22 protein-coding genes are annotated in these 21,796 nt (G+C 71.7%); 15 read left to right on the top strand and 7 right to left on the bottom strand.

Features of this window, described 5'->3' with window-relative positions; translation table 11 throughout:
- Positions 1 to 11: 11 nt before the first annotated feature.
- Positions 12 to 278, bottom strand: a complete 267-nt coding sequence (gene rpsT / locus ABZT87_RS12150; RefSeq protein WP_007464006.1) for a 30S ribosomal protein S20 — start codon at positions 276 to 278, stop codon at positions 12 to 14.
- Between the two features lie 206 nt (positions 279 to 484).
- Positions 485 to 1,471 (bottom strand): phosphotransferase, encoded by a 987-nt coding sequence (locus ABZT87_RS12145; RefSeq protein ID WP_355135336.1) that lies wholly within the window; start codon positions 1,469 to 1,471, stop codon positions 485 to 487.
- Between the two features lie 61 nt (positions 1,472 to 1,532).
- On the opposite strand from ABZT87_RS12145, the gene ABZT87_RS12140 reads away from it, so the two are divergent.
- The 8 genes from ABZT87_RS12140 to ABZT87_RS12105 all read left to right on the top strand — a co-directional run bounded on the left by ABZT87_RS12140 (position 1,533) and on the right by ABZT87_RS12105 (position 9,444).
- Entirely contained in the window at positions 1,533 to 2,069 is a 537-nt protein-coding gene (locus tag ABZT87_RS12140) for a DUF4240 domain-containing protein (protein ID WP_354857963.1), read from the top strand.
- A 117-nt stretch (positions 2,070 to 2,186) separates the two neighbouring features.
- On the top strand, positions 2,187 to 4,061 hold the full coding sequence (gene lepA, locus ABZT87_RS12135; protein ID WP_355067053.1) for a translation elongation factor 4: 1,875 nt from the start codon (positions 2,187 to 2,189) through the stop codon (positions 4,059 to 4,061).
- Between the two features lie 377 nt (positions 4,062 to 4,438).
- Positions 4,439 to 4,723, top strand: a complete 285-nt coding sequence (locus tag ABZT87_RS12130; RefSeq protein WP_007463997.1) for a transglycosylase — start codon at positions 4,439 to 4,441, stop codon at positions 4,721 to 4,723.
- A gap of 382 nt (positions 4,724 to 5,105) precedes the next feature.
- Entirely contained in the window at positions 5,106 to 5,390 is a 285-nt protein-coding gene (locus ABZT87_RS12125) for a GlsB/YeaQ/YmgE family stress response membrane protein (protein ID WP_344360793.1), read from the top strand.
- A gap of 224 nt (positions 5,391 to 5,614) precedes the next feature.
- Positions 5,615 to 6,901 carry a sugar ABC transporter substrate-binding protein gene (locus tag ABZT87_RS12120; RefSeq protein ID WP_354857971.1) on the top strand — a complete coding sequence of 429 codons (1,287 nt, stop codon included), beginning with the start codon at positions 5,615 to 5,617 and terminating at the stop codon, positions 6,899 to 6,901.
- A complete protein-coding gene (locus ABZT87_RS12115) occupies positions 6,898 to 7,884 on the top strand; it encodes a sugar ABC transporter permease (protein ID WP_355067055.1) in 987 nt (328 codons plus the stop codon). The genes ABZT87_RS12120 and ABZT87_RS12115 overlap by 4 nt, the downstream gene beginning before the upstream one ends.
- Positions 7,881 to 8,711, top strand: coding sequence for a carbohydrate ABC transporter permease (locus ABZT87_RS12110; RefSeq protein WP_355135333.1), 831 nt, complete (start codon positions 7,881 to 7,883; stop codon positions 8,709 to 8,711). The genes ABZT87_RS12115 and ABZT87_RS12110 overlap by 4 nt, the downstream gene beginning before the upstream one ends.
- A gap of 91 nt (positions 8,712 to 8,802) precedes the next feature.
- Positions 8,803 to 9,444 (top strand): MOSC domain-containing protein, encoded by a 642-nt coding sequence (locus ABZT87_RS12105; protein ID WP_355135332.1) that lies wholly within the window; start codon positions 8,803 to 8,805, stop codon positions 9,442 to 9,444.
- Between the two features lie 168 nt (positions 9,445 to 9,612).
- Here the strand turns inward: ABZT87_RS12105 and ABZT87_RS12100 are convergent, their stop codons facing one another.
- The 3 genes from ABZT87_RS12100 to ABZT87_RS12090 all read right to left on the bottom strand — a co-directional run bounded on the left by ABZT87_RS12100 (position 9,613) and on the right by ABZT87_RS12090 (position 12,665).
- Positions 9,613 to 10,515, bottom strand: coding sequence for a phytanoyl-CoA dioxygenase family protein (locus ABZT87_RS12100; RefSeq protein ID WP_354857982.1), 903 nt, complete (start codon positions 10,513 to 10,515; stop codon positions 9,613 to 9,615).
- Positions 10,516 to 10,735: 220 nt separating this feature from the next.
- Entirely contained in the window at positions 10,736 to 11,596 is an 861-nt protein-coding gene (locus ABZT87_RS12095) for a hypothetical protein (RefSeq protein WP_355135330.1), read from the bottom strand.
- Positions 11,597 to 11,855: 259 nt separating this feature from the next.
- On the bottom strand, positions 11,856 to 12,665 hold the full coding sequence (locus tag ABZT87_RS12090) for an enoyl-CoA hydratase-related protein (protein WP_355135328.1): 810 nt from the start codon (positions 12,663 to 12,665) through the stop codon (positions 11,856 to 11,858).
- Positions 12,666 to 12,684: 19 nt separating this feature from the next.
- On the opposite strand from ABZT87_RS12090, the gene hemW reads away from it, so the two are divergent.
- Complete coding sequence (hemW, locus tag ABZT87_RS12085) at positions 12,685 to 13,908, top strand: radical SAM family heme chaperone HemW (RefSeq protein WP_355135408.1); 1,224 nt, start codon at positions 12,685 to 12,687, stop codon at positions 13,906 to 13,908.
- A gap of 112 nt (positions 13,909 to 14,020) precedes the next feature.
- Here the strand turns inward: hemW and ABZT87_RS12080 are convergent, their stop codons facing one another.
- Positions 14,021 to 14,659 carry a DUF4870 domain-containing protein gene (locus ABZT87_RS12080; RefSeq protein WP_355135326.1) on the bottom strand — a complete coding sequence of 213 codons (639 nt, stop codon included), beginning with the start codon at positions 14,657 to 14,659 and terminating at the stop codon, positions 14,021 to 14,023.
- A 226-nt stretch (positions 14,660 to 14,885) separates the two neighbouring features.
- Here ABZT87_RS12080 and hrcA point away from each other — a divergent pair, with 226 nt between their 5' ends.
- The 3 genes from hrcA to ABZT87_RS12065 all read left to right on the top strand — a co-directional run bounded on the left by hrcA (position 14,886) and on the right by ABZT87_RS12065 (position 17,863).
- On the top strand, positions 14,886 to 15,908 hold the full coding sequence (gene hrcA / locus ABZT87_RS12075) for a heat-inducible transcriptional repressor HrcA (protein ID WP_354862040.1): 1,023 nt from the start codon (positions 14,886 to 14,888) through the stop codon (positions 15,906 to 15,908).
- A 73-nt stretch (positions 15,909 to 15,981) separates the two neighbouring features.
- Positions 15,982 to 17,127: a molecular chaperone DnaJ gene (dnaJ, locus tag ABZT87_RS12070; RefSeq protein WP_172899204.1), complete on the top strand. Its 1,146-nt coding sequence runs from the start codon at positions 15,982 to 15,984 to the stop codon at positions 17,125 to 17,127.
- A 1-nt stretch (position 17,128) separates the two neighbouring features.
- Positions 17,129 to 17,863, top strand: coding sequence for a 16S rRNA (uracil(1498)-N(3))-methyltransferase (locus ABZT87_RS12065; RefSeq protein WP_355067061.1), 735 nt, complete (start codon positions 17,129 to 17,131; stop codon positions 17,861 to 17,863).
- Positions 17,864 to 18,046: 183 nt separating this feature from the next.
- Here the strand turns inward: ABZT87_RS12065 and ABZT87_RS12060 are convergent, their stop codons facing one another.
- Positions 18,047 to 18,808, bottom strand: coding sequence for an SDR family oxidoreductase (locus ABZT87_RS12060; RefSeq protein ID WP_355135324.1), 762 nt, complete (start codon positions 18,806 to 18,808; stop codon positions 18,047 to 18,049).
- Between the two features lie 47 nt (positions 18,809 to 18,855).
- Between ABZT87_RS12060 and ABZT87_RS12055 the strand changes: the two genes are divergently transcribed.
- The 3 genes from ABZT87_RS12055 to ABZT87_RS12045 all read left to right on the top strand — a co-directional run bounded on the left by ABZT87_RS12055 (position 18,856) and on the right by ABZT87_RS12045 (position 21,787).
- Positions 18,856 to 19,215 carry a histidine triad nucleotide-binding protein gene (locus tag ABZT87_RS12055; RefSeq protein ID WP_355135322.1) on the top strand — a complete coding sequence of 120 codons (360 nt, stop codon included), beginning with the start codon at positions 18,856 to 18,858 and terminating at the stop codon, positions 19,213 to 19,215.
- Complete coding sequence (locus ABZT87_RS12050) at positions 19,212 to 20,597, top strand: serine hydrolase domain-containing protein (RefSeq protein WP_355135320.1); 1,386 nt, start codon at positions 19,212 to 19,214, stop codon at positions 20,595 to 20,597. Before ABZT87_RS12055 ends, ABZT87_RS12050 begins: the two co-directional genes overlap by 4 nt.
- A gap of 131 nt (positions 20,598 to 20,728) precedes the next feature.
- Positions 20,729 to 21,787, top strand: coding sequence for a PhoH family protein (locus ABZT87_RS12045; protein WP_354862027.1), 1,059 nt, complete (start codon positions 20,729 to 20,731; stop codon positions 21,785 to 21,787).
- Positions 21,788 to 21,796 lie beyond the last annotated feature (9 nt).

Genomic DNA, 21,796 nt, shown 5'->3' with positions numbered 1-21,796 from the left:
TGACGGAGTCGTCAGGCGGAGAGTGCCACCACGCGCTTCGCGATCGCGGACTTGCGGTTCGCGGCCTGGTTGGAGTGGATCACGCCCTTGCTGACGGCCTTGTCCAGCTTGCGAGAGGCGTCCAGCATGAGGGCGGTGGCCTTCTCGACGTCACCGGCCTCGGCAGCCTCGTTGAACTTCCGGACGGCGGTCTTCAGCGACGACTTGACCGACTTGTTGCGCAGCCGGGCCTTCTCGTTCTGCCGGTTGCGCTTGATCTGGGACTTGATGTTCGCCACGCGACAGCCTCGTCTTGATAGCTCGGGTTGGTCAGCTTATGCGCGTGATGACGAACATGCGTCATCGCTGCGCGAAGAGCCAGGTTACCAGGTCGCCCGGGACGAGCCAAAACGGCTCGGTCAACGTGCGGCCCATCCCGGCCCGACGACCACCAGACTACGCCCCCGGCAGACCGGCCCCGCCTCCCCGGCAGGCCGGGGCCGTGTCACCGCCAGCCCTGTCGGCGGGCGAGCCAGTCGAGGGCCTGTTCGCCGCTCCACCGCTGGTGCGCCGACCGGTGCGGTGAGGCCGTCGCCGGTGTCGCGTCCGCCCCGGTGAGGTAGTAGCCGGCCAGCGCGGCCAGGGTGGCGTCCAGCGCGTCCGGGGGAGCGCCCGCCGACGCCGGGTGTCCGGCGAAGAGTCGGTCGGTGTCCAGGCCGCTGGCGTACGCGGTGAGCAGCAGGCTCACGAGGTCGAACCAGGCCGGCCCGGAACAGGCCCAGGTCCAGTCGCAGAACCAGGCCCGACCGTCACCGCCGATGAGCACGTTGTCCACCCGCAGGTCGCCGTGGATCATGCCGGTCGCGCCGTCCGCGTACCGGGGGAGGCGGGACTCCAGCGCCACCAGCTCGGGCAGTCGGCCCCGGGCGGCGGCGGGCAGCGCCGGGAGCGGCTCCCGGCCGGCGGCGACCTCCTCCCACCACAGGATGTCCGAGCGGGCCAGCTCGGCGAGATGTGGCAGGCCGAGCGCGGTCAGCCCGGCCGGCGGGGCGGCCAGGGCGGCGGCGACCTCGGCGTACGCGGCGAGCGTGGCGTCCAGCTCGGTCCGCGTCCAGGGCAGGCGCGGGGTGTGGCCGTCGACCGCGTCGGTGCAGAGCGCGAACCAGCCGGCCTCGTCCAGCGTCCACCGCAGGCGGGGCGCCGGCAGGCCGGCCGGCAGCCGGTCGAGGATCGCGGCCTCCCGCGCGTACCCCTGCACGAGGCGCGGTTGCTCGACGGCGGGTGCCGCCTTGACGAAGGCCCGACCACCGTCGGCGGTGTCGAGCACGGCGGCGAACCCCCGGGTGAAGCCGGCGGCGGCGACCCGGGCGGTGACCACCGGCGCGCCGAGGCGCCCGGCGATGGCGGCCCGCAGCGCCGCCGGCAGGGCCGGCCACGGCGGGCGCAGCGCACCCGCGTGGTACGGCACCGGGGGCAGCGGCGGGGAGGACACCCCACCATGCTGCCCCGGGGTACGTGCGCGGCGCGCGGCGACACTGCCAGACTGCCAAGCCATGAGGACCGAGGACTTCTGGCAGCTGATCGACCAGGCCCGCGCCGGGGGCGGAGGAGAGCCCGGGCCGGTCGCCGCGCGGGCCGTCGCCCTGCTCGCCGAGCGCGACCCGGAGGACATCGTCGGGTACGCCCACCACCAGCGCAGGGTGCTGGCGGCCTCGCACAAGGCGGACCTGTGGGGCGCGGCGTACCTGATCAACGGCGGAGCCTCCGCGGACGGCTTCGAGCACTTCCGGGGCTGGCTGATGACCCAGGGGCGGGCGGTCTTCGCCCGCGCGGTCAGCGACCCCGACTCGCTGGCCGAACTGCCCCAGGTGCGGGCCGCCTCGCTCAGCGGAGAGGAGTTCTCCGCCGAGCAGATGCTCACGGTGCCCTGGGACGCGTACCGCAAGGCCACCGCGTCGGAGCTGCCGGAGGACCGCGAGCCGGTGCGTACGCCCGACCTCAACGACTTCTGGGACTTCGACGACGAGGAGGAGGCCCGCCGCCGCCTGCCCCGGCTGGCCGCGCTGTTCGTCGAGCCGCCCATGGAGTGAGAGGTCGCCGGGGCCGATCCGTCGCCCGCGCAGCGGGCGTACCCCGGCGGCGTGGGAACATGGAGGGGGTCGGCGGCGCGCCGGCCTGTTCACGTCAGCCGACCAGAACGGACCGCTGTGCCACCGAAGCTCGATCCCGGCGCGAACGCCCCTGGTGCCACCGACCCCGGTCGCATCCGGAACTTCGGCATCATCGCCCACATCGACCACGGGAAGTCGACCCTGGCCGACCGGATGTTGCAGCTCACCGGCGTGGTCGACCCCCGGCAGATGCGCGCGCAGTACCTGGACCGGATGGACATCGAGCGCGAGCGCGGCATCACCATCAAGAGCCAGGCCGTCCGGATGCCGTGGACCATCCGCGACGGCGAGCGGGCCGGTGAGCACGCGGTGCTCAACATGATCGACACCCCGGGGCACGTCGACTTCACCTACGAGGTGTCCCGGTCGCTGGCCGCCTGCGAGGGCGCCGTGCTGCTGGTCGACGCCGCGCAGGGCATCGAGGCGCAGACCCTGGCCAACCTCTACCTGGCGCTCGAGAACGACCTGCGCATCATTCCGGTGCTCAACAAGATCGACCTGCCGGCCGCCCAGCCGGAGAAGTACGCCGAGGAGTTGGCCCACCTCATCGGCGGGGACCCCGCCGACTGCATCCGGGTCTCCGGCAAGACCGGCGAGGGCGTGCCGTACCTGCTCGACGAGATCGTCCGGCAGTTCATCCCGCCGGTCGGCGACGCCGAGGCGCCCGCCCGGGCGATGATCTTCGACTCGGTGTACGACGTCTACCGCGGCGTCGTCACGTACGTCCGGGTCATCGACGGCCGGATCAGCGCCCGCGACCGGATCAAGATGATGTCCACCGGGGCGGTGCACGAGCTGCTGGAGATCGGCGTCATCTCACCGGAGATGGTGAAGGCCGAGGCGCTCGGCGTCGGCGAGGTCGGCTACCTGATCACCGGTGTGAAGGACGTCCGGCAGTCCCGGGTCGGTGACACGGTCACCATCAACGCCCGGCCGGCGGCCGAGGCGCTGGGTGGCTACAAGGACCCGAAGCCGATGGTCTACTCCGGCCTCTACCCGATCGACGGGTCCGACTACCCGAACCTGCGTGAGGCCCTGGACAAGCTCAAGCTCAACGACGCCGCCCTGGACTACGAGCCGGAGACCTCCGGCGCGCTCGGGTTCGGCTTCCGCTGCGGCTTCCTCGGCCTGCTCCACCTGGAGATCATCCGAGAGCGGCTGGAGCGCGAGTACAACCTCGACCTGATCTCCACCGCGCCCAACGTGGTGTACCGGGCGATCACCGACGACGGCGCCGAGATCGTCGTCACCAACCCCAGCGAGTACCCCACCGGCAAGATCGCCGAGGTGTACGAGCCGGTGGTGCGGGCCACCGTGCTGACGCCCAACGACTACGTGGGCGCGGTGATGGAGCTCTGCCAGGGCCGGCGCGGCAGCCTGCTCGGAATGGACTACCTCTCCGCCGACCGGGTGGAGCTGCGCTACACCCTGCCCCTCGCCGAGATCATCTACGACTTCTTCGACCAGTTGAAGAGCCGGACCAAGGGCTACGCCTCACTCGACTACGAGCCGTCCGGCGAGCAGGCGTCCGACCTGGTGAAGGTGGACATCCTGCTGCACGGCGAGCCGGTGGACGCGTTCAGCGCCATCGTGCACAAGGACAAGGCGTACAACTACGGCGTCACGATCGCCGCCAAGCTGCGCACCCTCATCCCGCGCCAGCAGTTCGAGGTGCCGATCCAGGCGGCCATCGGCAGCCGGGTCATCGCCCGGGAGACCATCCGCGCGATCCGCAAGGACGTCCTCGCCAAGTGCTACGGCGGTGACATCAGCCGTAAGCGCAAGCTGCTGGAGAAGCAGAAGGAAGGCAAGAAGCGGATGAAGATGGTCGGCCGCGTCGAGGTGCCGCAGGAAGCCTTCATCGCCGCCCTGTCCTCCGACTCCGGCGACAGCAAGGCCCCCAAAAAGTAACCCCCACCCCCACCCCTGGCCCCCGGTCCCGCCTCCCACGCCCCGGTGATCAAGAGGTTTGCGTCAGCCGCAGCCCGGATTCTGACGCAAACCTCTTGATCACCGGGGCCGGGTGGGGGCGCAAGCCCGCCCGGGTGGGTGGGTGGGAGGTGGTTGGGGGAGGAATTTTTGGGGGCGTGGATGGGGTCGTCGCCCTGGGCAACATGTTGCCTGACCTGTGTGGACGCGCTCCCACCTCAATCGACGCAGCCGTTCCGCATCGACGCCGGCAACTTCTCTGCGGTTGAGTCGGTTTGGTTTTTCGGTGGGTCGGGAACTTAGTCGTCACGACAGGAAGCACACATTGTGTGTCAGACATTCTTAGAAGGAGGGCGACCGTGGAGCTCACCGTGTGGGGCATCATCACTGCCATCGTTGTTGGTCTCATCGTCGGGGCGCTCGGCCGCCTGGTTGTTCCGGGCCGGCAGAACATGCCGATGTGGCTGCACCTGCTGATCGGTGTTGGTGCGGCTCTGCTGGGTACGGTGCTGGCGCGGGCGATGGGTATCGCGACCGAGACGGCCGGTATCGACTGGACGGAGCTGCTGGTGCAGGTCGTGGTGGCCGCGATCGCGGTCGCGCTGGTGGCCGGCGTGGGTGGCCGCCGCCGCGTCACCCGATAACACCAGCACACCCGTAACACCGAACCACTTCCGAGGGGCGCCCGGCCGACAGGCCGGGCGCCCCTCGGCGTTCGCCGGGCCGGTGGGTGGGGCCGCTCTCCACTGCGGCGACGTGGCCGGCATTCGGTTCGCCAGACACCGCCACATCGGGGCACTGGAGTCGATCATGCCCGTGCGCAGCCAGCGCACCTCCCGGCCAGGCTCAGTCGATCGCGGTGTCCCGGTCCGCGCCGCCCGGGGGCCCGGTGGAACGTGCCGCTGTTGACCAAATCGTGATCCTCTGAGCCGCGAAGTCGGTTTGGTTTTTCGGTGGGTCGGGAACTTAGTCGTCACGACAGGAAGCACACATTGTGTGTCAGACATTCTTAGAAGGAGGGCGACCGTGGAGCTCACCGTGTGGGGCATCATCACTGCCATCGTTGTTGGTCTCATCGTCGGGGCGCTCGGCCGCCTGGTTGTTCCGGGTCGGCAGAACATGCCGATGTGGCTGCACCTGCTGATCGGTGTTGGTGCGGCTCTGCTGGGTACGGTGCTGGCGCGGGCGATGGGTATCGCGACCGAGACGGCCGGTATCGACTGGACGGAGCTGCTGGTGCAGGTCGTGGTGGCCGCGATCGCGGTCGCGCTGGTGGCCGGCGTGGGTCGCCGCCGCAGCGTCACCCGGTAACAACCTGGCATCACCGCACCACGGAAAAGAGCGCCCGACCACTGGTCGGGCGCTCTTTCGTGGTGAAGTGCCCGGATTCGGCCCGATGCCACGGGCCCGTCGGGTCGGTTCCCTGCGGTACGGTCGCGACGCTTCGGCCTGCCCGCCCACTGTCGTAAAGGATTTCTTCGTACTAAGGTGCGGCGGAGAAGGTAAGTTCCAGGCGGCGCGAGGGGAGAAGTGGCGTGAACAGGTGGAAGCGGCTGGCCCCGGTCACCGCCGTGGTGGCCTCGGCCGCGATGGTGCTGACCGGCTGCGGAGGCTCCGACGACAAGGCGGGCGACGACAGCAAGCTCACGGTCTGGATGATGGGCGAGGGCGGCGACGCGCAGAACAAGTTCCTCGACGGCGTCGAGGCGGAGTTCCGCCAGAAGCACCCCGACACCGATGTGGTCGTGCAGTACATCCCCTGGCTGGAGGCGCCCAAGAAGTTCCAGGCCGCGCTCGCCGGTGGTGAGGGACCGGACATCACCGAGCTGGGCAACACCGAGACCCAGGGCTGGGCCGCGCAGGAGGCGCTCGCCGACGTCAGCGGCCGGATGGGCGGCTGGGCCGACGGCAAGGACCTGCTGCCCGACCTGGTCCGCAACGCGCAGCTCGACGGCAAGCAGTACGGCGTCCCCTGGTACGCGGGCGTGCGGGCGATCTACTACCGCACCGACTGGTTCGCCGAGGCGGGCGTCCAGCCGCCGAAGACCTGGGACGACCTGGTCACGGTGGCCAAGACCGTGCAGGCGAAGAAGCCGGGCACCTACGGCATCGCGCTGCCGGGCAACTCCGAGCTGCCCTTCTACTCCTTCCTCTGGGGCGCTGGCGCGGAGATCGCGACCAACCAGGGCGGCGCCTGGAAGTCCGGCTACACGACGCCGGAGGCGCAGCGGGCCGTCAAGTACTGGACCGACCTCGTGACCGTCCACAAGGTGGCCCCGCCGGCCGCCGCCGGGTGGAACGAGATCGACGCGCGCACCCAGTTCGCCACCGGCAAGGCCGCCATGGCGTTCGCCGGTAGCTGGCAGCAGGCCGCCATCAAGAAGGACAACCCCGAGATCGAAAAGGTCTGGGGTACGTTCCCGATCCCCGGCCCGGACGGCAAGGCCGCGCCCGGCTTCGCGGGCGGTTCGGACGTGGCGATCTGGAAGGACAGCGAGCGCCAGGATCTGGCCTGGGACTACCTGACGGTGCTGCTGAACAAGAAGAACTCGCAGAGCTTCGCGAGCAGCCTCGGCTTCTTCCCGGTCTACCAGGATCTGGTCGCCGGTGACACGTACGCCAACGACAAGGTGATGGCGGCCTTCGCCACCACCATGCAGAACACCAAGCTCACGCCGCTCACCCCGAAGTGGGTGGAGGTCAGCCGGACGAAGACGGTGACCCAGGCGATGAACAGCTCGGTCATGAAGGGTCAGAAGACGGTCGAGAAGGCCACCGCCGACGCGGCCGCCGAGATGGAAGGCATCTTGAACAGCAAGTGAGCTCACTGACCAAGAGCGCCGAGACGTCCGCCGCGCGGGAGACCCCCGCGCGGCGGCGTCGCCCGGTGGACCGCCTGCCGTACCTGCTTCTCCTGCCCGCGCTCGTCATCATCGGGGTGCTGCTGCTCTGGCCGCTCGGCCAGGTGGTGGCGATGTCCTTCTACCGGCTCAACAGCGTCCGGCAGTTGCGCGGCGACCGGGAGTGGCCGTGGGTGGGGCTCGGCAACTACACCGACATCCTCTCCGACCCGTTCTTCCTGACGGTGCTGCGCAACACGGTGCTGTTCGCCGCGGCGAACGTGCTGCTCACGATGGTGCTCGGCACCCTGGTCGGGCTGCTGCTCAACCGGCTCGGCCGCAAGATGGCCACCTTCGTCGCCAGTTGCGTGATGCTCGCCTGGGCCACCCCGGCGCTCACCGGCACGATCGTCTGGAAGTGGATCTTCGACGACACCAGCGGCCTGGTCACCTGGCTGTTCAACGCGCTGCCGGACGGGTTCTCCCACGCCCTGTTCGGCCGCAGCGACTGGACCGGCTACGGCTGGTTCAACTCGCCGCTGCTCTTCTTCGCCATCCTCACCCTGGTGGTCGTGTGGCACTCGTTCCCGTTCATCGCGGTGAGCGTGCTCGCCGGCCTGAAGAGCGTGCCGAGTGAGTTGCACGAGGCGGCCCGGGTGGACGGTGCCAGCCCGTGGCGGGTCTTCTGGAAGATCACGTTCCCGCTGCTGCGCCCGGTCTTCGGGATCCTGATCGTGCTCTCCACCATCTGGGACTTCAAGGTCTTCACCCAGCAGTTCGTCCTGGCCGGCGGCACCCAGGACCGGCCGACGTTCATGCTCTCCATCTACTCGTACGCCGAAGCCTTCTCTCCGCCACCGAAGTACGGCCTCGGCGCGGCCATCGCGGTGATCCTCACGCTGATCCTGCTCGTGGTGACCGGCTTCTACGTACGGATGGTGCTCAGGCAGGAGGACGAGTCGTGAAGAAGGTGGCCCTCAACGCCGCCGGGCTGCTGGTCGCGCTCTTCGCGGCGTTCCCGGTCTACTGGATGATCTCGACCTCGTTGAAGCCGAGCAGCGAGATCTTCTCGTCCACCCCGCAGCCGGTGCCGGCCCACCCGACGCTGGCGCACTACCGGGAGATCCTGACCGGCAACCTGATCCCCGGCGTCAGTTTTCTGGACTTCTTCCTCAACAGCGCGATCGTCGCCGTCTCCACGGTGGTGCTCAGCGGCCTGGTCGCCCTGCTCGCCGCGACGGCGGTGGCCCGGTTCCGCTTCAAGCTGCGGACCAGCTTCCTGATCATGCTGCTCGTGGTGCAGATGATCCCGCTGGAGGCGTTGGTCATCCCGCTGTTCCTGATGATCCAGCGGCTCGGGCTCTACAACACCCTGCCCAGCCTGATCCTCACGTACCTCGGCTTCTCGCTGCCGTTCGCGGTCTGGATGCTGCGCGGTTTCGTCGCCGCAGTGCCCAAGGAGCTGGAGGAGGCGGCGGCCATCGACGGCGCGAGTCGGGCCCAGACGTTCCGTCGGGTGCTGTTCCCGCTCGTCGCGCCCGGCCTGGTCGCCACCAGCATCTTCTCCTTCATCACCGCGTGGAACGAGCTGATCTTCGCGTTGACGTTCATCAACGACCAGGGTCGCTACACGCTGCCGGTGGCGATGACGTTCTTCTTCGGCCGCGACGACACCAACTGGGGGCCGGTCATGGCCGCCTCCACCCTGTTCACCCTGCCGGTCATCATCTTCTTCCTGCTGGTGCAGCGGCGGATGGTCTCCGGCCTGGTGGCCGGCGCCGTCAAGGGCTGACCGGTCGGACCCGACCCCCGGCGGTCAGTCGGGGGGGTTGACGCAGCGTCAAGGTCAAGCCCGTACCGCGGATTCACCTAGGCTGTCCGTCATGACGGGCAGGGTGGCAGCGGTGAACCTCGGCATCGTGACCGAGGCGGCGTGGGCGGGCGACGCGAGCGGTCGTAGCGGCATCGACAAGCGACCGGTCGACGGGCCCGTGGCGGTGCTCACCGGTGGCCTGGCCGGTGACTTCATCGGCGAGCGGGCCGTGCACGGCGGGCCGGACAAGGCCGTCTACGCGTACGCCGAGGAGGACGCCGCGTGGTGGTCGGCCGAGATCGGCCGGTCGGTCCGCTCGGGCGGCTTCGGGGAGAACCTGACCACCTACGCCGTCGACGTGACCGGCGCGGTCATCGGCGAACAGTGGGCGGTGGGCACAGCGGTGCTCCAGGTGACGATGCCGCGTACTCCCTGCACGACGTTCGCGGGCTTCTGGGGTGTGCCCGACCTGATCCGGCGCTTCACCGTGCGGGCCTCCCCGGGGGCGTACCTGCGGGTGCTGCGCGAGGGCAAGGTGGGTGCCGGCGACCCGGTCGAGGTGGTGGAGCGGCCCGCGCACGGGGTGACCATCGGCGAGGTGTTCCGGGCGACCAGCCTGGAGCCGGAGCTGCTGCCCCGCCTGCTCGACGCGGACGACCTGCCGGAGCCGATCCGGGAGAAGGCCCGCCGCCGCCTGGCCTCGCGCGGCTGACCGCGCCGCCGCGAGGAACGCACGGCTGAGCGCGGTGCCGAGACGACACGCCAGCGTTGGGTAGCCGGCCGTCACGCTACCGACAGCGCGGCACCGGGTGGCCCGGAAGCGGATACGAGAACGGCCCCCCGCCGACGGTGGCGGGGGGCCGTTCGCAGACGCAGGTGATCAGCGCAGCCAGGGAATGTTGCGGTCGAGCAGGCCGCGCTCCTTGAGCTCCTTGCGCAGCGGGATCTCGTCGTCGACGTACCCGTCCCAGTTGATGCCCCAGTAGTTGGCGGTGTGGGTGCCCTCACCGATCAGCTGGCGCTGCACGGGGGTGCGGTTGCGGTACCACTCGCCGTTCAGGTCCGGGTGCAGCTCGTCGAGCGGCCGGATCCAGCGGTAGGTGTAGCCGACGAAGAGCATCTTGCGGGTGATGGTCGACAGGTTCGTCGAGCGGGAGTGCCACTGCCGACGGTCGAAGATGAACGCGTCGCCCGGGTTCGCGGTGATCTCCACCGTGCCCTCCGGGTCCGGGTTGTGCACGCTGAGGTCCTTGGGCCGGTCCAGCGAGTTCCACAGGTGGCTGCCCGGGATGACCTTGGTGGCGCCACGGCCGGTCTGCGACAGGTCGGACAGCACGTACGCGACCTTCAGCGAGAACATCGGCCGGGGCAGGTTCGGGTCCATCGTCTCCGGGTCGGAGTTCTGCCGGTACCCGTCCTGGTGCCAGCCCCAGTACGGCTTCTCCGGCTCGGCGGCCGGCGGGGTGACGTCCAGGTGGTTGTGGTGGGTGTAGATGTTCCAGCCGGCCAGCCCCCACATGTACGGGAAGGCGATCGGGTGGGTGAGCAGCTCGCCGAAGAGCTCGTCACGCTCCAGGAAGCCCAGCAGGTGCAGCGTGCCGTCCTTCTTGGTGTTGCCCTTGGCCTGCTCCTCCGCGTAGACGCGGTCGACAGCCGCCTCCAGCGCCGCCCGGTGGTCCTCCGTCAGGACGTTGCGCAGCAGGAGGAAGCCCTGCTCGTGGAACTCCTTGCGGTCAGTGTCGCTGATCGGTTCGTAGCCGGTCCGGTCGCCGTAATCGAACACCGCGTCGTACCCCTCCCCATGAGGTGAAACCATTTCTGGCACAGGCCGCCGATCGTAACGCGACTGTCCAGACATCGGGGAGGGCGTGCGGCGCGGGCGGACCCGGACCAGACCATGTGCAGCGGTACTGCTGCGGACAGTGAGATTTCTGTGGTCAATTGGGCATCATGTGGTGCGGTGCCCGATTGTGCGGTGACTGCCGGTTAAGAGATCCGGGTCGTCAGCCCTCGGCGAAGACCTCGGCCACCACCTGACCCGCGGGGCCCTGCTCGCCGGTGACCCGGCCCCAGGTGCCGTTGCGGGCGGTCCACTCCAGGTCGCCGAAGCGGACCCGCTTCACCCCGTGGTCCTGGGCGTGCGAGACCAGCCAGTGCGCGTACCGCCAACCGTCGCGCTGGTCGTCCGCCGTCACCGCCAGCCCGGTCTGGCTGGCCGGGCCGGCGCTCGACACGCCCCAGTCCAGCACCAGGTTGCGGGTCAGTTGGGCGGTCGCCGCCGCGCCGTGCATCACCGGGGTACGCCCCACCGTGCAGGCCACCGCGCCGGTGACGTCGCCGAGCAGGGCCTTGCTGAGCACCTCGGAGTCGTCGGCCCACTTCTCGTACGCCTCGGGGAACGCCGAGCGCTGCACCCGCTGGGCGGCATCGGTGACCCGCATCTTCTCCCAGCCGCGCACCTTCTTCAGCGCCGCGTAGAACCTGTTCGCCGCGTAGCGGGAGTCGCGGATCTGCGCCGACGTGCCCCAGCCCTGACTCGGGCGCTGCTGGAACAGGCCGACCGAGTCCCGGTCGCCGTCGGCGAGGTTGCGCAGCCCCGACTCCTGGTAGGCGGTGGCCAGCGCGATCACCACGGCCCGCTCCGGCATTCCGCGCTGGGCGCCGATCGCCGCGATGGTCGCCGCGTTGGCCATCTGCTCGACGTCCAGCGCGACCCGGCCGTCGGCCTGGACCGTGCAGGTGCGTCCCGCCCGCGGCAGTCGCAGTTGATCCCCGACCTGCCGGACGACGAGCCAGATCGCGATCACAGCGACGAGGATGAGCACCACTCCACCCGCCACGGCTGCCCGAGTTCGCACCCACACCCCCTGATCGACAGTTCGACAAGCGTACGTCCCCGGTGGCGTCGTCCGGGTCGTCCGACCGGTTCGGGGTCCGCGCTGCCGCCGCGTACCGATCGGGACGTTCCCGCTCCGGCGCCGAACTCACCTGCCGCGCCGACCGGGCTCCGGGTTGTCTGCCACGTCACCCGACCTGGACGCCGGGAAGCGATTGACCGGTCAAGGACTTGACCGATTGACACGTCCCGGCCCTACCCGGCACGTTCAGCGGCGCGTCCCGCCCCTACCCGGCATGATCAGCGGAACCACCGTCCAGAGCGGCCACCCATCGACTTAATCTCTTCTCCCGGAAGGCCAGGACCCCCTCGCGCCCCTCGTCGGAGAGGAAGTAACCGGTCGAGAGGGCGGACAGCCGCGCCAGGTCAGCCCGCAGCTCGGTGGTGCCCGGTCGGCGCAGCAGCTCCTTCGCGCCGGCCAGCGCGCCGGGCGCGCCGCGCACCAGCGAGTCGCAGTAGCGCCGTACCGCGTCGTCCAGCCCGTCCGCCGGCACGGCGGCCGTGACCAGGCCGATCTCGGCCGCCCGTCGGCCGTCGAAGGTGTCGCCGGTCAGGTACAGCTCGGCGGCGGCACGCGGGTGCAGGCGGGGCAGCACGGTTGCCGAGATCACCGCCGGGATCACCCCGATCCGCACCTCGGTGAAGGCGAACGTCGCCTCGTCGGCGCAGACCGCCAGGTCGGCGGCCGCGATCAGGCCCAGCCCGCCGGCCCGAGCCGGCCCGGCGACCCGCGCGAGCACCGGCTTCGGGCAGTCCCAGAGCGCCGCCAGCACGTCCCCCAGCATCCCGGCCGGCACCGTGCCGCTGGCGTACGCCGCAGCGGTCTCCTTCAGGTCCGCGCCCGCGCAGAAGACCGGGCCCGTGTGGTCCAGCACGATCACCCGGACCGCGTCGTCGGCCACCGCGTCGGCCAGTCCGGCCAGCAACTGGGTCATCAGGGCGGTGGAGAGCGCATTGCGGTTGTGTGGGCTGTCCAGGGTGAGGGTGGTCACCCCACGGGCCGTGGCGACCCGCACGAGGACGTCGGGAGAGGTCATGCCGGGCACACTAGTGGCCATGCCCGGCGTCCTTCCAGATGGTGAGACCGTCCCCGTCGACGGATCGCTGCCCGCCACCGCCACCTCGGCGGTCGGCGCGCGCGGCTTCGGCGTGTACGTCCACGTGCCGTTCTGCGCCAGTCGCTGCGGCTACTGCGACTTCAACACCTACACGGCCGCCGAGCTGGGCGGGGGCGCCAGCCGCGAGGCGTACGCCGACACCGTGCTGGCCGAGCTGTCGCTCGCCGCCCGGGTGCTCGGCGACAGCCCGCCGCCCCGGGTCGACACGGTCTTCGTCGGCGGCGGCACCCCGACCCTGCTCCCCGCCGACGACCTGGCCCGCATCCTCGACGGCATCGACCGCACCTGGGGGCTCGCCGCCGACGTCGAGGTGACCACCGAGGCCAACCCGGAGTCGGTGACCCCGGAGTCGTTGCGGCGGCTGCGGGCAGCCGGCTACACCCGGATCTCGCTGGGCATGCAGTCCGCCTCCCCGGGGGTGCTGGCGATCCTGGACCGCAAACACAGCGCCGGTCGGGCCACCGCCGCCGCCCTGGAGGCACGCGACGCCGGGTTCGAGCACGTCAACCTGGACCTGATCTACGGCACGCCGGGGGAGCGGGCCGAGGACTTCGCCGCAACCCTGGAGCAGGTCGTCGCCGCCGGGGTCGATCACGTCAGCGCGTACGCCCTCATCGTCGAGGACGGCACCCGGCTCGCCGCCCGGATGCGGCGCGGCGAGCTGGCGTACCCCAGCGACGACGTCGCCGCGGACCGCTACCTGGCCGCGGAGGCCGCCCTCGACGCGGCCGGCCTGTCCTGGTACGAGGTGTCCAACTGGGCGCGCACCGACGCGGCCCGGTGCCGGCACAACCTGCTCTACTGGACCGGCGCGGACTGGTGGGGGCTCGGCCCGGGGGCGCACAGCCACGTCGGCGGGGTGCGCTGGTGGAACGTCAAGCACCCCACGACGTACGCCCAGCGGCTGGCCTCCGGCGCGTCACCCGGCCTGGCCCGCGAGGTGCTCACCGTCGACGAGGCCCACATGGAGGACGTGATGCTCCGGCTGCGGCTCGCCAGCGGGCTGCCGCTGGCGGTGCTCGACGCGGCCGGCCGGGCCGGCGCCGAGCGGGCCCTCGCCGACGGCCTGCTGGCCGCCGGGGACTACGCCGTCGGCCGAGCGGTGCTCACGCTGCGCGGCCGGCTGCTCGCCGACGCGGTCGTCCGCGACCTGCTGCCCTGACCCGGACGCGCCGCCCGGCCGGCAGGTGCGACCGACCGTCGCCGGTCAGCCCGCGCCCCGGCCGGCGGTGCGGGCGGTGCGCCGGACCGGCCGGGGGAGCGGCCGGCCCGGATCACTTGACGAGGTTGGCCGAGAGGGGGTAGCGGTAGAGGCTGCCCTCGTTGGCCTTGATGCCGGCGAGGATGCCGAACACGGCACCGAGGATGATGGCCGCCCCGACGCCGATGAAGCCGATCAGGATGCACGAGAGCACCCAGCCGACCAGGCCGACGATCGACCAGATGAGCTGGAAGTTGAGCGCGGCGACGGCGTGCGCCCGGACCGTCGGGGACTGGTTGCCCCGGGCCAGCATCGCCACCAGCGGGGCGACCCAGCCGAGCACGCCCCCACTGATGATCATGCCGGCCGCGCCGCCGAAGTGCGCGACCAGCGCCCAGGTCTTGTCCTCGTTGTTGGCGTAGCCGCCGCCGGGGCCGCCGAAGGCGCCGCCGGTCGGATAGCCGCCAGTCGGGCCGCCCGGGGGGTAACCGCCCGGCGGGGGGTAACCACCTGGCGGAGGGTAGCCGCCCGACGGCGGTTGGTCACCGGTGGGCGGCGGATAGCCACCGGCCGGGGGATAGCCGGCCGGGCCGGGTGCCCCGGACAGTGGTGCGGTGGGCGGCTCGGCCGCGGAGGGCGAGCCCGGGAGAGTCGGCTCCGGCGGGTAACTGCCGGGGTCTCCCGCGCCGGGAGGGCGAGGTGGTTCAGTCATGACTGTCACGGTAGGTGTCGGCGGCAACGTCGCACCAGAGCGATACCGCCCGGCCGCGCGGGCCGATCGGCCCGCGCAAGGTGGCGCGGGCCGCACCCACGGCCTGTCGTTGATCATCGCGTCGGCGGGGGTGCCGACGTAGACTGGCACTCGTTACAGTCGAGTGCCAGGACGGCCGTCGGCCCCGGGTGGGCCGCCGGCCGACGTGCGACAGGAGGTGCGGAGGATGGGTCTGGACGACCGCAAGCTCGCCGTGCTCCGCGCCATCGTCGAGGACTACGTCTCCACCCAGGAGCCGGTCGGCAGCAAGGCGCTGGTCGAGCGCCACCAGCTCGGGGTCTCCCCGGCGACGGTCCGCAACGACATGGCCGTGCTGGAGGAGGAGGGCTACATCCGGCAGCCGCACACCAGTGCCGGCCGGGTGCCCACCGACCGCGGCTACCGCCTCTTCGTCGACCGGCTGTCCCGGGTCAAGCCGCTCAGTCCGGCCGAACGTCGGGCCATCGAGCGCTTCCTCGTCGGCGCGGTCGATCTCGACGACGTGGTGCACCGCACCGTACGCCTGCTCGCCCAGCTCACCCGGCAGGTGGCCGTCGTGCAGTACCCGAGCCTGGCCCGCTCCTCGGTGCGGCACCTGGAGCTGGTGCCGATCTCCACCACCCGGCTGATGCTCGTCATGATCGCCGACACCGGGCGGGTCGAGCAGCGGCTGGTGGAGCTGCCCGGCCCGGTCCCCGCCGACGACGTCACCGACCTGCGCCGGCTCGTCAACGAGAAGCTCGCCGGCGCCCGGCTGTCCGAGACCCCGCCGCTGGTGCAGGCGCTGGTCGAGGAGGCGCCGGCCGAGCTGCGTCCGGCGATGACCACCCTCTCCACCGTCCTGCTGGAGACGCTTGTCGAGCGGCACGAGGAACGCATCGCCCTGGCCGGCACCGCCAACCTCACCCGGGGCGGCCTACTCGACTTCCAGGGCTCGCTGCGACCCATCCTGGAGGCGCTGGAGGAGGAGGTCGTGCTGCTCAAGCTCATCGGCGAGACCGAGCCCAGCACGACCCGGGTCCTGATCGGCGACGAGAACGAGTTCGACAACCTGCGCGCCGCCTCGGTGGTCAGCACCGGGTACGGCCCGGGGGCCACCATCGTGGGCGGCCTCGGCGTGTTGGGGCCCACCCGCATGGACTACCCCGGCACCATCGCCACGGTGCGCGCCGTGGCACGCTACGTGGGCGAGCTGCTGGCCCAGAACTGACCAGTCAGGGCCGACGGCCGGCTGCGGCCGCCGGTCGGCGTAACGCGAGACGAACATGAGGACACGGAACGCAGTGGCCAGGGACTACTACGGCATCCTCGGTGTCAGCCGGGAAGCCTCCGATGACGAGATCAAGCGCGCCTACCGCAAGCTGGCACGCCAGTTCCACCCGGACGTCAATCCGGACCCGGAGGCCCAGGAGAAGTTCAAGGACATCAACGCCGCGTACGAGGTCCTCTCGGACGACCGCAAGCGGCAGATCGTCGACCTGGGTGGCGACCCGCTCGCCCCGGGAGGCGGCGGCGCGGGCGGCCCGGGTGGTCCGGGCGGAGCCGGCCCGTTCGTCGGCTTCCAGGACATCATGGACGCGTTCTTCGGCGGCGCGGCAGGTGGCGCCCGTGGCCCACGGCCGCGGACCAGGCCGGGCGCCGACGCGATCCTGCGGCTCGAACTCGACCTGCACGAGACGGCGTTCGGCGTCGAGGCCCCGATCACCGTCGACACCGCGGTGCTCTGCACCACCTGCTCGGGCGCCGGCACGGCAGCCGGCACCCACCTGGCCACCTGCGAGGCGTGCGGCGGTCGGGGCGAGGTGCAGTCGGTGCAGCGCACCTTCCTCGGCCAGGTGGTCTCCGCCCGGCCGTGCACCGTCTGCCAGGGCTACGGCACGACCATCCCGCACCCCTGCCCCACCTGTGCCGGCGACGGCCGGGTGCGCACCCGCCGTTCGCTCACCGTCAAGATCCCGGCCGGTGTCGAGGACGGCATGCGGATCCGGCTGGCCCAGCAGGGCGAGGTCGGCCCGGGCGGCGGCACCGCCGGTGACCTCTACGTGGAGATCCACGAGAGGCCGCACGACGTCTACTCCCGCAAGGGCGACGACCTGCACTGCCGGGTCACCGTGCCGATGACCGCCGCCGCGCTGGGCACCCGGCTCACCATCAAGACGCTGGACAGCGAGGAGACCGTCGACGTCAAGGCCGGCACCCAGCCGGCCAGCACGCTGCGGCTGCGCGCCCGGGGTGTGCCGCACCTGCGCGGCACCGGCCGGGGCGACCTCTACGTGCACCTCGACGTCCGGACGCCCACCAAGCTCGACCCCGACCAGGAGAAGATGCTGCGCGACTTCGCCAAGACCCGGGGTGAGGAGGTCGCCGAGCTGACCAAGCAGGGCGGCTTCTTCTCCCGGATGCGCGACGCGTTCAACGGCCACGCCTGACGTGTCCGCGCCGCTCTTCCTGGTCGACGCGCTGCCCACCGGCGACGCGCTGACCCTCGACGGGCCCGAGGGGCACCACGCCGCCACCGTGCAGCGGCTGCGCGTCGGCGAGGAGCTGCTGCTCGCCGACGGGCGGGGCGGCACGGCCGCCGCCGTGGTCACCGCCGTCGGCCGGGGCAGCCTGGAGGTCGCCGTCACCTCCCGGGGGTACGCGGACGCGCCCGTACCCCGGATCGTCACCGTGCAGGGCATCGCCAAGGGTGACCGGGGCGAGCTGGCCGTGCAGGCGATGACCGAGGTCGGGGTGGACGAGATCGTGCCCTGGGCGGCGTCGCGCTCGGTGGCCCAGTGGCGCGGCGACCGGGGCGTACGGGCCCGCGAGAAGTGGGTCGCCACCGCCCGCGAGGCGGCGAAGCAGGCCCGCCGGCCCTGGCTGCCGGTGGTGGCCGGCGCGCCGGACGAGTCCACCGCGACGGTCGCCCGCCGCATCGCCGGCGCCGCCGCCGGGTTCGTCCTGCACGAGGAGGCCGAGGAGCGGCTCACCACCGCCGACCTGCCCTCCATCGGCGAGATCGTCCTGGTCGTCGGCCCCGAGGGCGGCATCGCCCCGGCCGAGTTGACCGCCTTCCGCGAGGCCGGCGGCCGGCCGGTACGCCTCGGGCCGGAGGTGCTGCGGACCTCCACGGCCGGCGTGGCCGCGCTCAGCGTGCTCGCCACCCGCCTCGGCCGCTGGTAGTCCCACCGCTAGCTGTGGTGACTCGTGCCCCGACCCAGGCATCCCACCTTGTCGGCGTCCTTTGCTCTGCTTCAACTGACGCAACAGTTTCGGCCGTTGAGTGTTGCGGTGGTTGAAGCAGAGCAAAGGACGTGATGAGCAGGCGGGAGGCCCTGGCCGGTGGCGGCGCGGGCTGGCGGGTGGTCAGGTGCGCAGGTAGGAGGCGCCGTTGAGGTCGACGATCGTGCCGGAGGCCCACTCGGCCTCGGGGGACGCCAGCCAGTGCACCGCGGCGGCGATCTCCTCCGGCCGGGCCACCCGGTCGAACGGGCTCTGCGCCCGGATCGCCGCGCCCTCCGCACCGCTCAGGTACTCGGTGACCATGTCGGTCGCCACGAAGCCCGGCGCGACGGTGGCCACCGTGATGCCGTACGGCGCGAGGGCCACGGCGAGGGACTGGCCCAGCGCGTTGAGCCCCGCCTTGCTGGCCCCGTACGCCGGCTGGTGCGGCTCGCCGCGGAACGCGCCCCGGGACGACACGTTGACGATCCGGCCGCCACGCTCGCGCAGGTGCTGGGCGGCGCACCAGATGACGTTGCCGGCCCCGGTCAGGTTGGTCTCCAGCACCTGCCGCCAGCGCCGCTGCCACTGCTCGTAGGAGGCGCCGAAGATCGGGTGCGGGTCGTCCCGGTCGCCGTACGTCCCGGCGTTGTTGACCAGCACGTCCAGCCCGCCGAGCAGTTCGGCGGCCCGGTCGACCATGGCCCGGACCGCGTCCGGGTCGGTGAGGTCGGCGCGGACCACCACGTGCCCCAAGCCGGGCAGGCCCGCGCGCAGCTCCTCGGCCGCGTCGCCGGAGTCGCGGTGGTGGATGGCCACCCGGTCGCCGCTGGCGGCGAACGCCTCCACCACCGCGCGGCCGATGCCGCGCGAGGAACCGGTCACCAGTACCGCCCGATCCGTCATGCCGGCCATCCTGCCTCAGCCGTGCCCCGCGTCCTTACACTGCCCCGATGGGATCCGACTGCCTGTTCTGCCGCATCGTCGCCGGGGAGATTCCGGCCACCGTGGTCCGGGAGACCGCCACCACGCTCGCCTTCCGCGACATCGACCCGAAGGCCCCGGTGCACGTCCTGGTCATTCCGAAGGAGCACTACGCCGACGTCGCCACGCTCGCCGAGGGTGACCCGGCGCTGGCCGGTGCGGTGCTCGCCACGGCCGCCGCGGTGGCCGATGACGAGGGGCTGCTCGGCGACGGGTTCCGGCTGATGTTCAACACCGGGGTGTACGGCGGGCAGGAGGTGTTCCACGCGCACGCACACCTGCTCGGTGGCACGCCGCTCGGCCCGATGCTCGCCCGGGACCTGGCGTGACGGCCGGCCCGTACGCGCACGACCGGTTGGGCCGGCTGGTCCGCCGGGTGCAGGCCGACGCCCGGGTGCCGGCGGTGTCGGCGGCGCTGCACCGGGCCGACCGACCGCTGTGGAGCTGCACTGTCGGGGGCACCGGCACCGACAGCCCCTTGGGTCCGGGCACCCAGTTCCGGATCGGCTCGGTCACCAAGACCTTCACGGCGGTGCTCACCCTCGGGTGCCGCGACGACGGGCTGCTGGACCTGGACGACCCGGTGGGCCGGCACCTGGACCTTCCCGCACACGGCGAGCTGACCGTGCGCCGGCTGCTGTCGCACACCGGCGGCCTGCAACGCGAGCCGTTCGGTGACGTCTGGGACACCCTGAACGCGCCGGACGCCGAGCAGTTGGTGGCCGGGCTGGACCGCGCCGAGCGGGTGTTGCCCACCGGCCGGCGTTTCCACTACTCCAACCTGGGCCTCGCCGTGCTCGGCCTGCTGGTCGGTCGGCTGCGCGGGGGCAGCTGGGCGGAGGTGCTCGCCGAGCGGGTGCTGACGCCGCTGGGGCTGACCGACACGACCGTGACCCCTCGGCCCTCGGCGGCCACCGGCTACCTGGTCGACGCGTACTCCGACGAGGCGCACCCGGAGCCGCCGACCGACTTCGGCGCGGTGGGCCCGGCCGCCCAGCTCTGGAGCACCGCGACCGACATGGCCCGCTGGGCGGCGTTCCTCGCCGACCCGGCGGCGCTCGACCCGGCCGGCGCGGTGCTCGCCCCGGGCACCCTGGACGAGATGCGCTGGCCGTTGACCACGACCGACGAGACGCTCTGGGGCGCCGGCTTCGGGCTCGGCCTGATCCTCGTCCCGCAGGGCGAGCGGGTGGTGCACGTGGGGCACGACGGGGCGATGCCCGGCTTCCTGGCCGGCGTGTACGGCCGGCGGGGTGGCGACGGCACGGCCGGCGCGATGGGCGCCGCGGTGCTCGGCTCGTCCGGCACGGCGGCCGAGTTGCTCGAACTGCCGCACCGGCTGCTCACCGAGGCGGTCGAGCACGATCCCGCCGACATCGAGCCGTGGACGCCCGGCGCACCCGCTCCGGCGGCCCTGCGGGGGGTGCTCGGCCGCTGGTGGGGCGAGGGTTTCGAGTACGTCTTCTCCTGGCACGACGGCGCCCTGCGGGCGCGCGGGGCCGGGGATGCGGCCGGCCGCCCCCCGGCGGTCTTCGCACCGCTGCCGGACCGGCCGGACGTGTTCCGGACCGTCTCCGGCCGGGAGGTCGGCGAGCTGCTGCGGCTGACCCGGGACGAGGCTCGGACGGTGGTCCGGATGCACTGGGCGACCTACCGGTTCACCCGCCACCAGGAGACCTTCGACCGGTACGACTTCCGGGCCGGGAGTTGATCGCGGCCAGCGGAAATGGGCGCGATGCGGCCCGCGTTGACCCGATACGATGGGTGTAACGTCCGCACGCCGTGCCAGCAGGGCCGGCGCCGAGATCGAGAGCAGGTGCGCAGGGCCCTTCGGCCCGACCTATGACCGGCACCCCACCTCCCGGCCCGCCCCGGGTGCAGACCAGGATCACCGTGCCCGACTCCAAGATCATGGTCAATCTGCTCGGCGCGGGCGACGAGATCCTGCGACTCGTCGAACGCTCGGTCGCCAGTGACGTGCACGTCCGGGGCAACGAGATCACGATCACCGGCGCCCCCGCGGACAACGCCCTCGCCGAGCGGGTCTTCAGTGAGCTGCTCGAACTCATCGAGAAAGGCGAGACCCTGACCACTGACGCCGTCCGGCGTACCGTCGGCATGCTCGAGCAGGGCAGCGCCGAGCGGCCCGCCGAGGTCCTGACCCTCGACATCCTCTCCCGTCGCGGGCGCACCATCCGCCCCAAGACGCTCGGGCAGAAGCGGTACGTCGACGCGATCGACTCGAACACCATCGTCTTCGGCATCGGCCCGGCCGGCACCGGCAAGACCTACCTGGCGATGGCGAAGGCCGTCCAGGCGCTCCAGGCCAAGCAGGTCAACCGCATCATCCTGACCCGACCGGCAGTCGAGGCGGGGGAGCGGCTGGGCTTCCTGCCCGGCACGCTCAACGAGAAGATCGACCCGTACCTGCGCCCGCTCTACGACGCGCTGCACGACATGCTCGACCCGGAGTCGATCCCGAAGCTGATGGCCGCCGGGACGATCGAGGTCGCGCCCCTGGCGTACATGCGGGGCAGGACGTTGAATGACGCGTTCATCATCCTGGACGAGGCGCAGAACACGACGCCCGAGCAGATGAAGATGTTCCTCACGCGACTCGGCTTCAACTCCAAGATCGTCGTGACGGGTGACATCACCCAGGTGGACCTTCCCGGCGGGACGAGCAGCGGCCTGCGGGTGGTCCGGGAGATCCTGGAGAACGTCGACGACGTGCACTTCTCCCAGTTGTCCAGCTCCGACGTGGTTCGCCACCGGCTGGTCGGGGAAATCGTCGACGCGTACGCCCGCTGGGACGCCGAGCGGGAGACCCAGCAGGCGCAGGGCGTCCACGCCGTTCCCGGGCGACCCGCCCAGGGCGGCCGGTCCGGCCGCCGCCGCTAAAGCAGAGGA

The sequence above is a fragment of the Micromonospora sp. NPDC005237 genome (assembly GCF_040607775.1).
Lineage (GTDB): Bacteria > Actinomycetota > Actinomycetes > Mycobacteriales > Micromonosporaceae > Micromonospora.
Note: the sequence above shows the minus strand (reverse complement) of the source record. Positions and strands in the feature narration are given on the sequence as shown.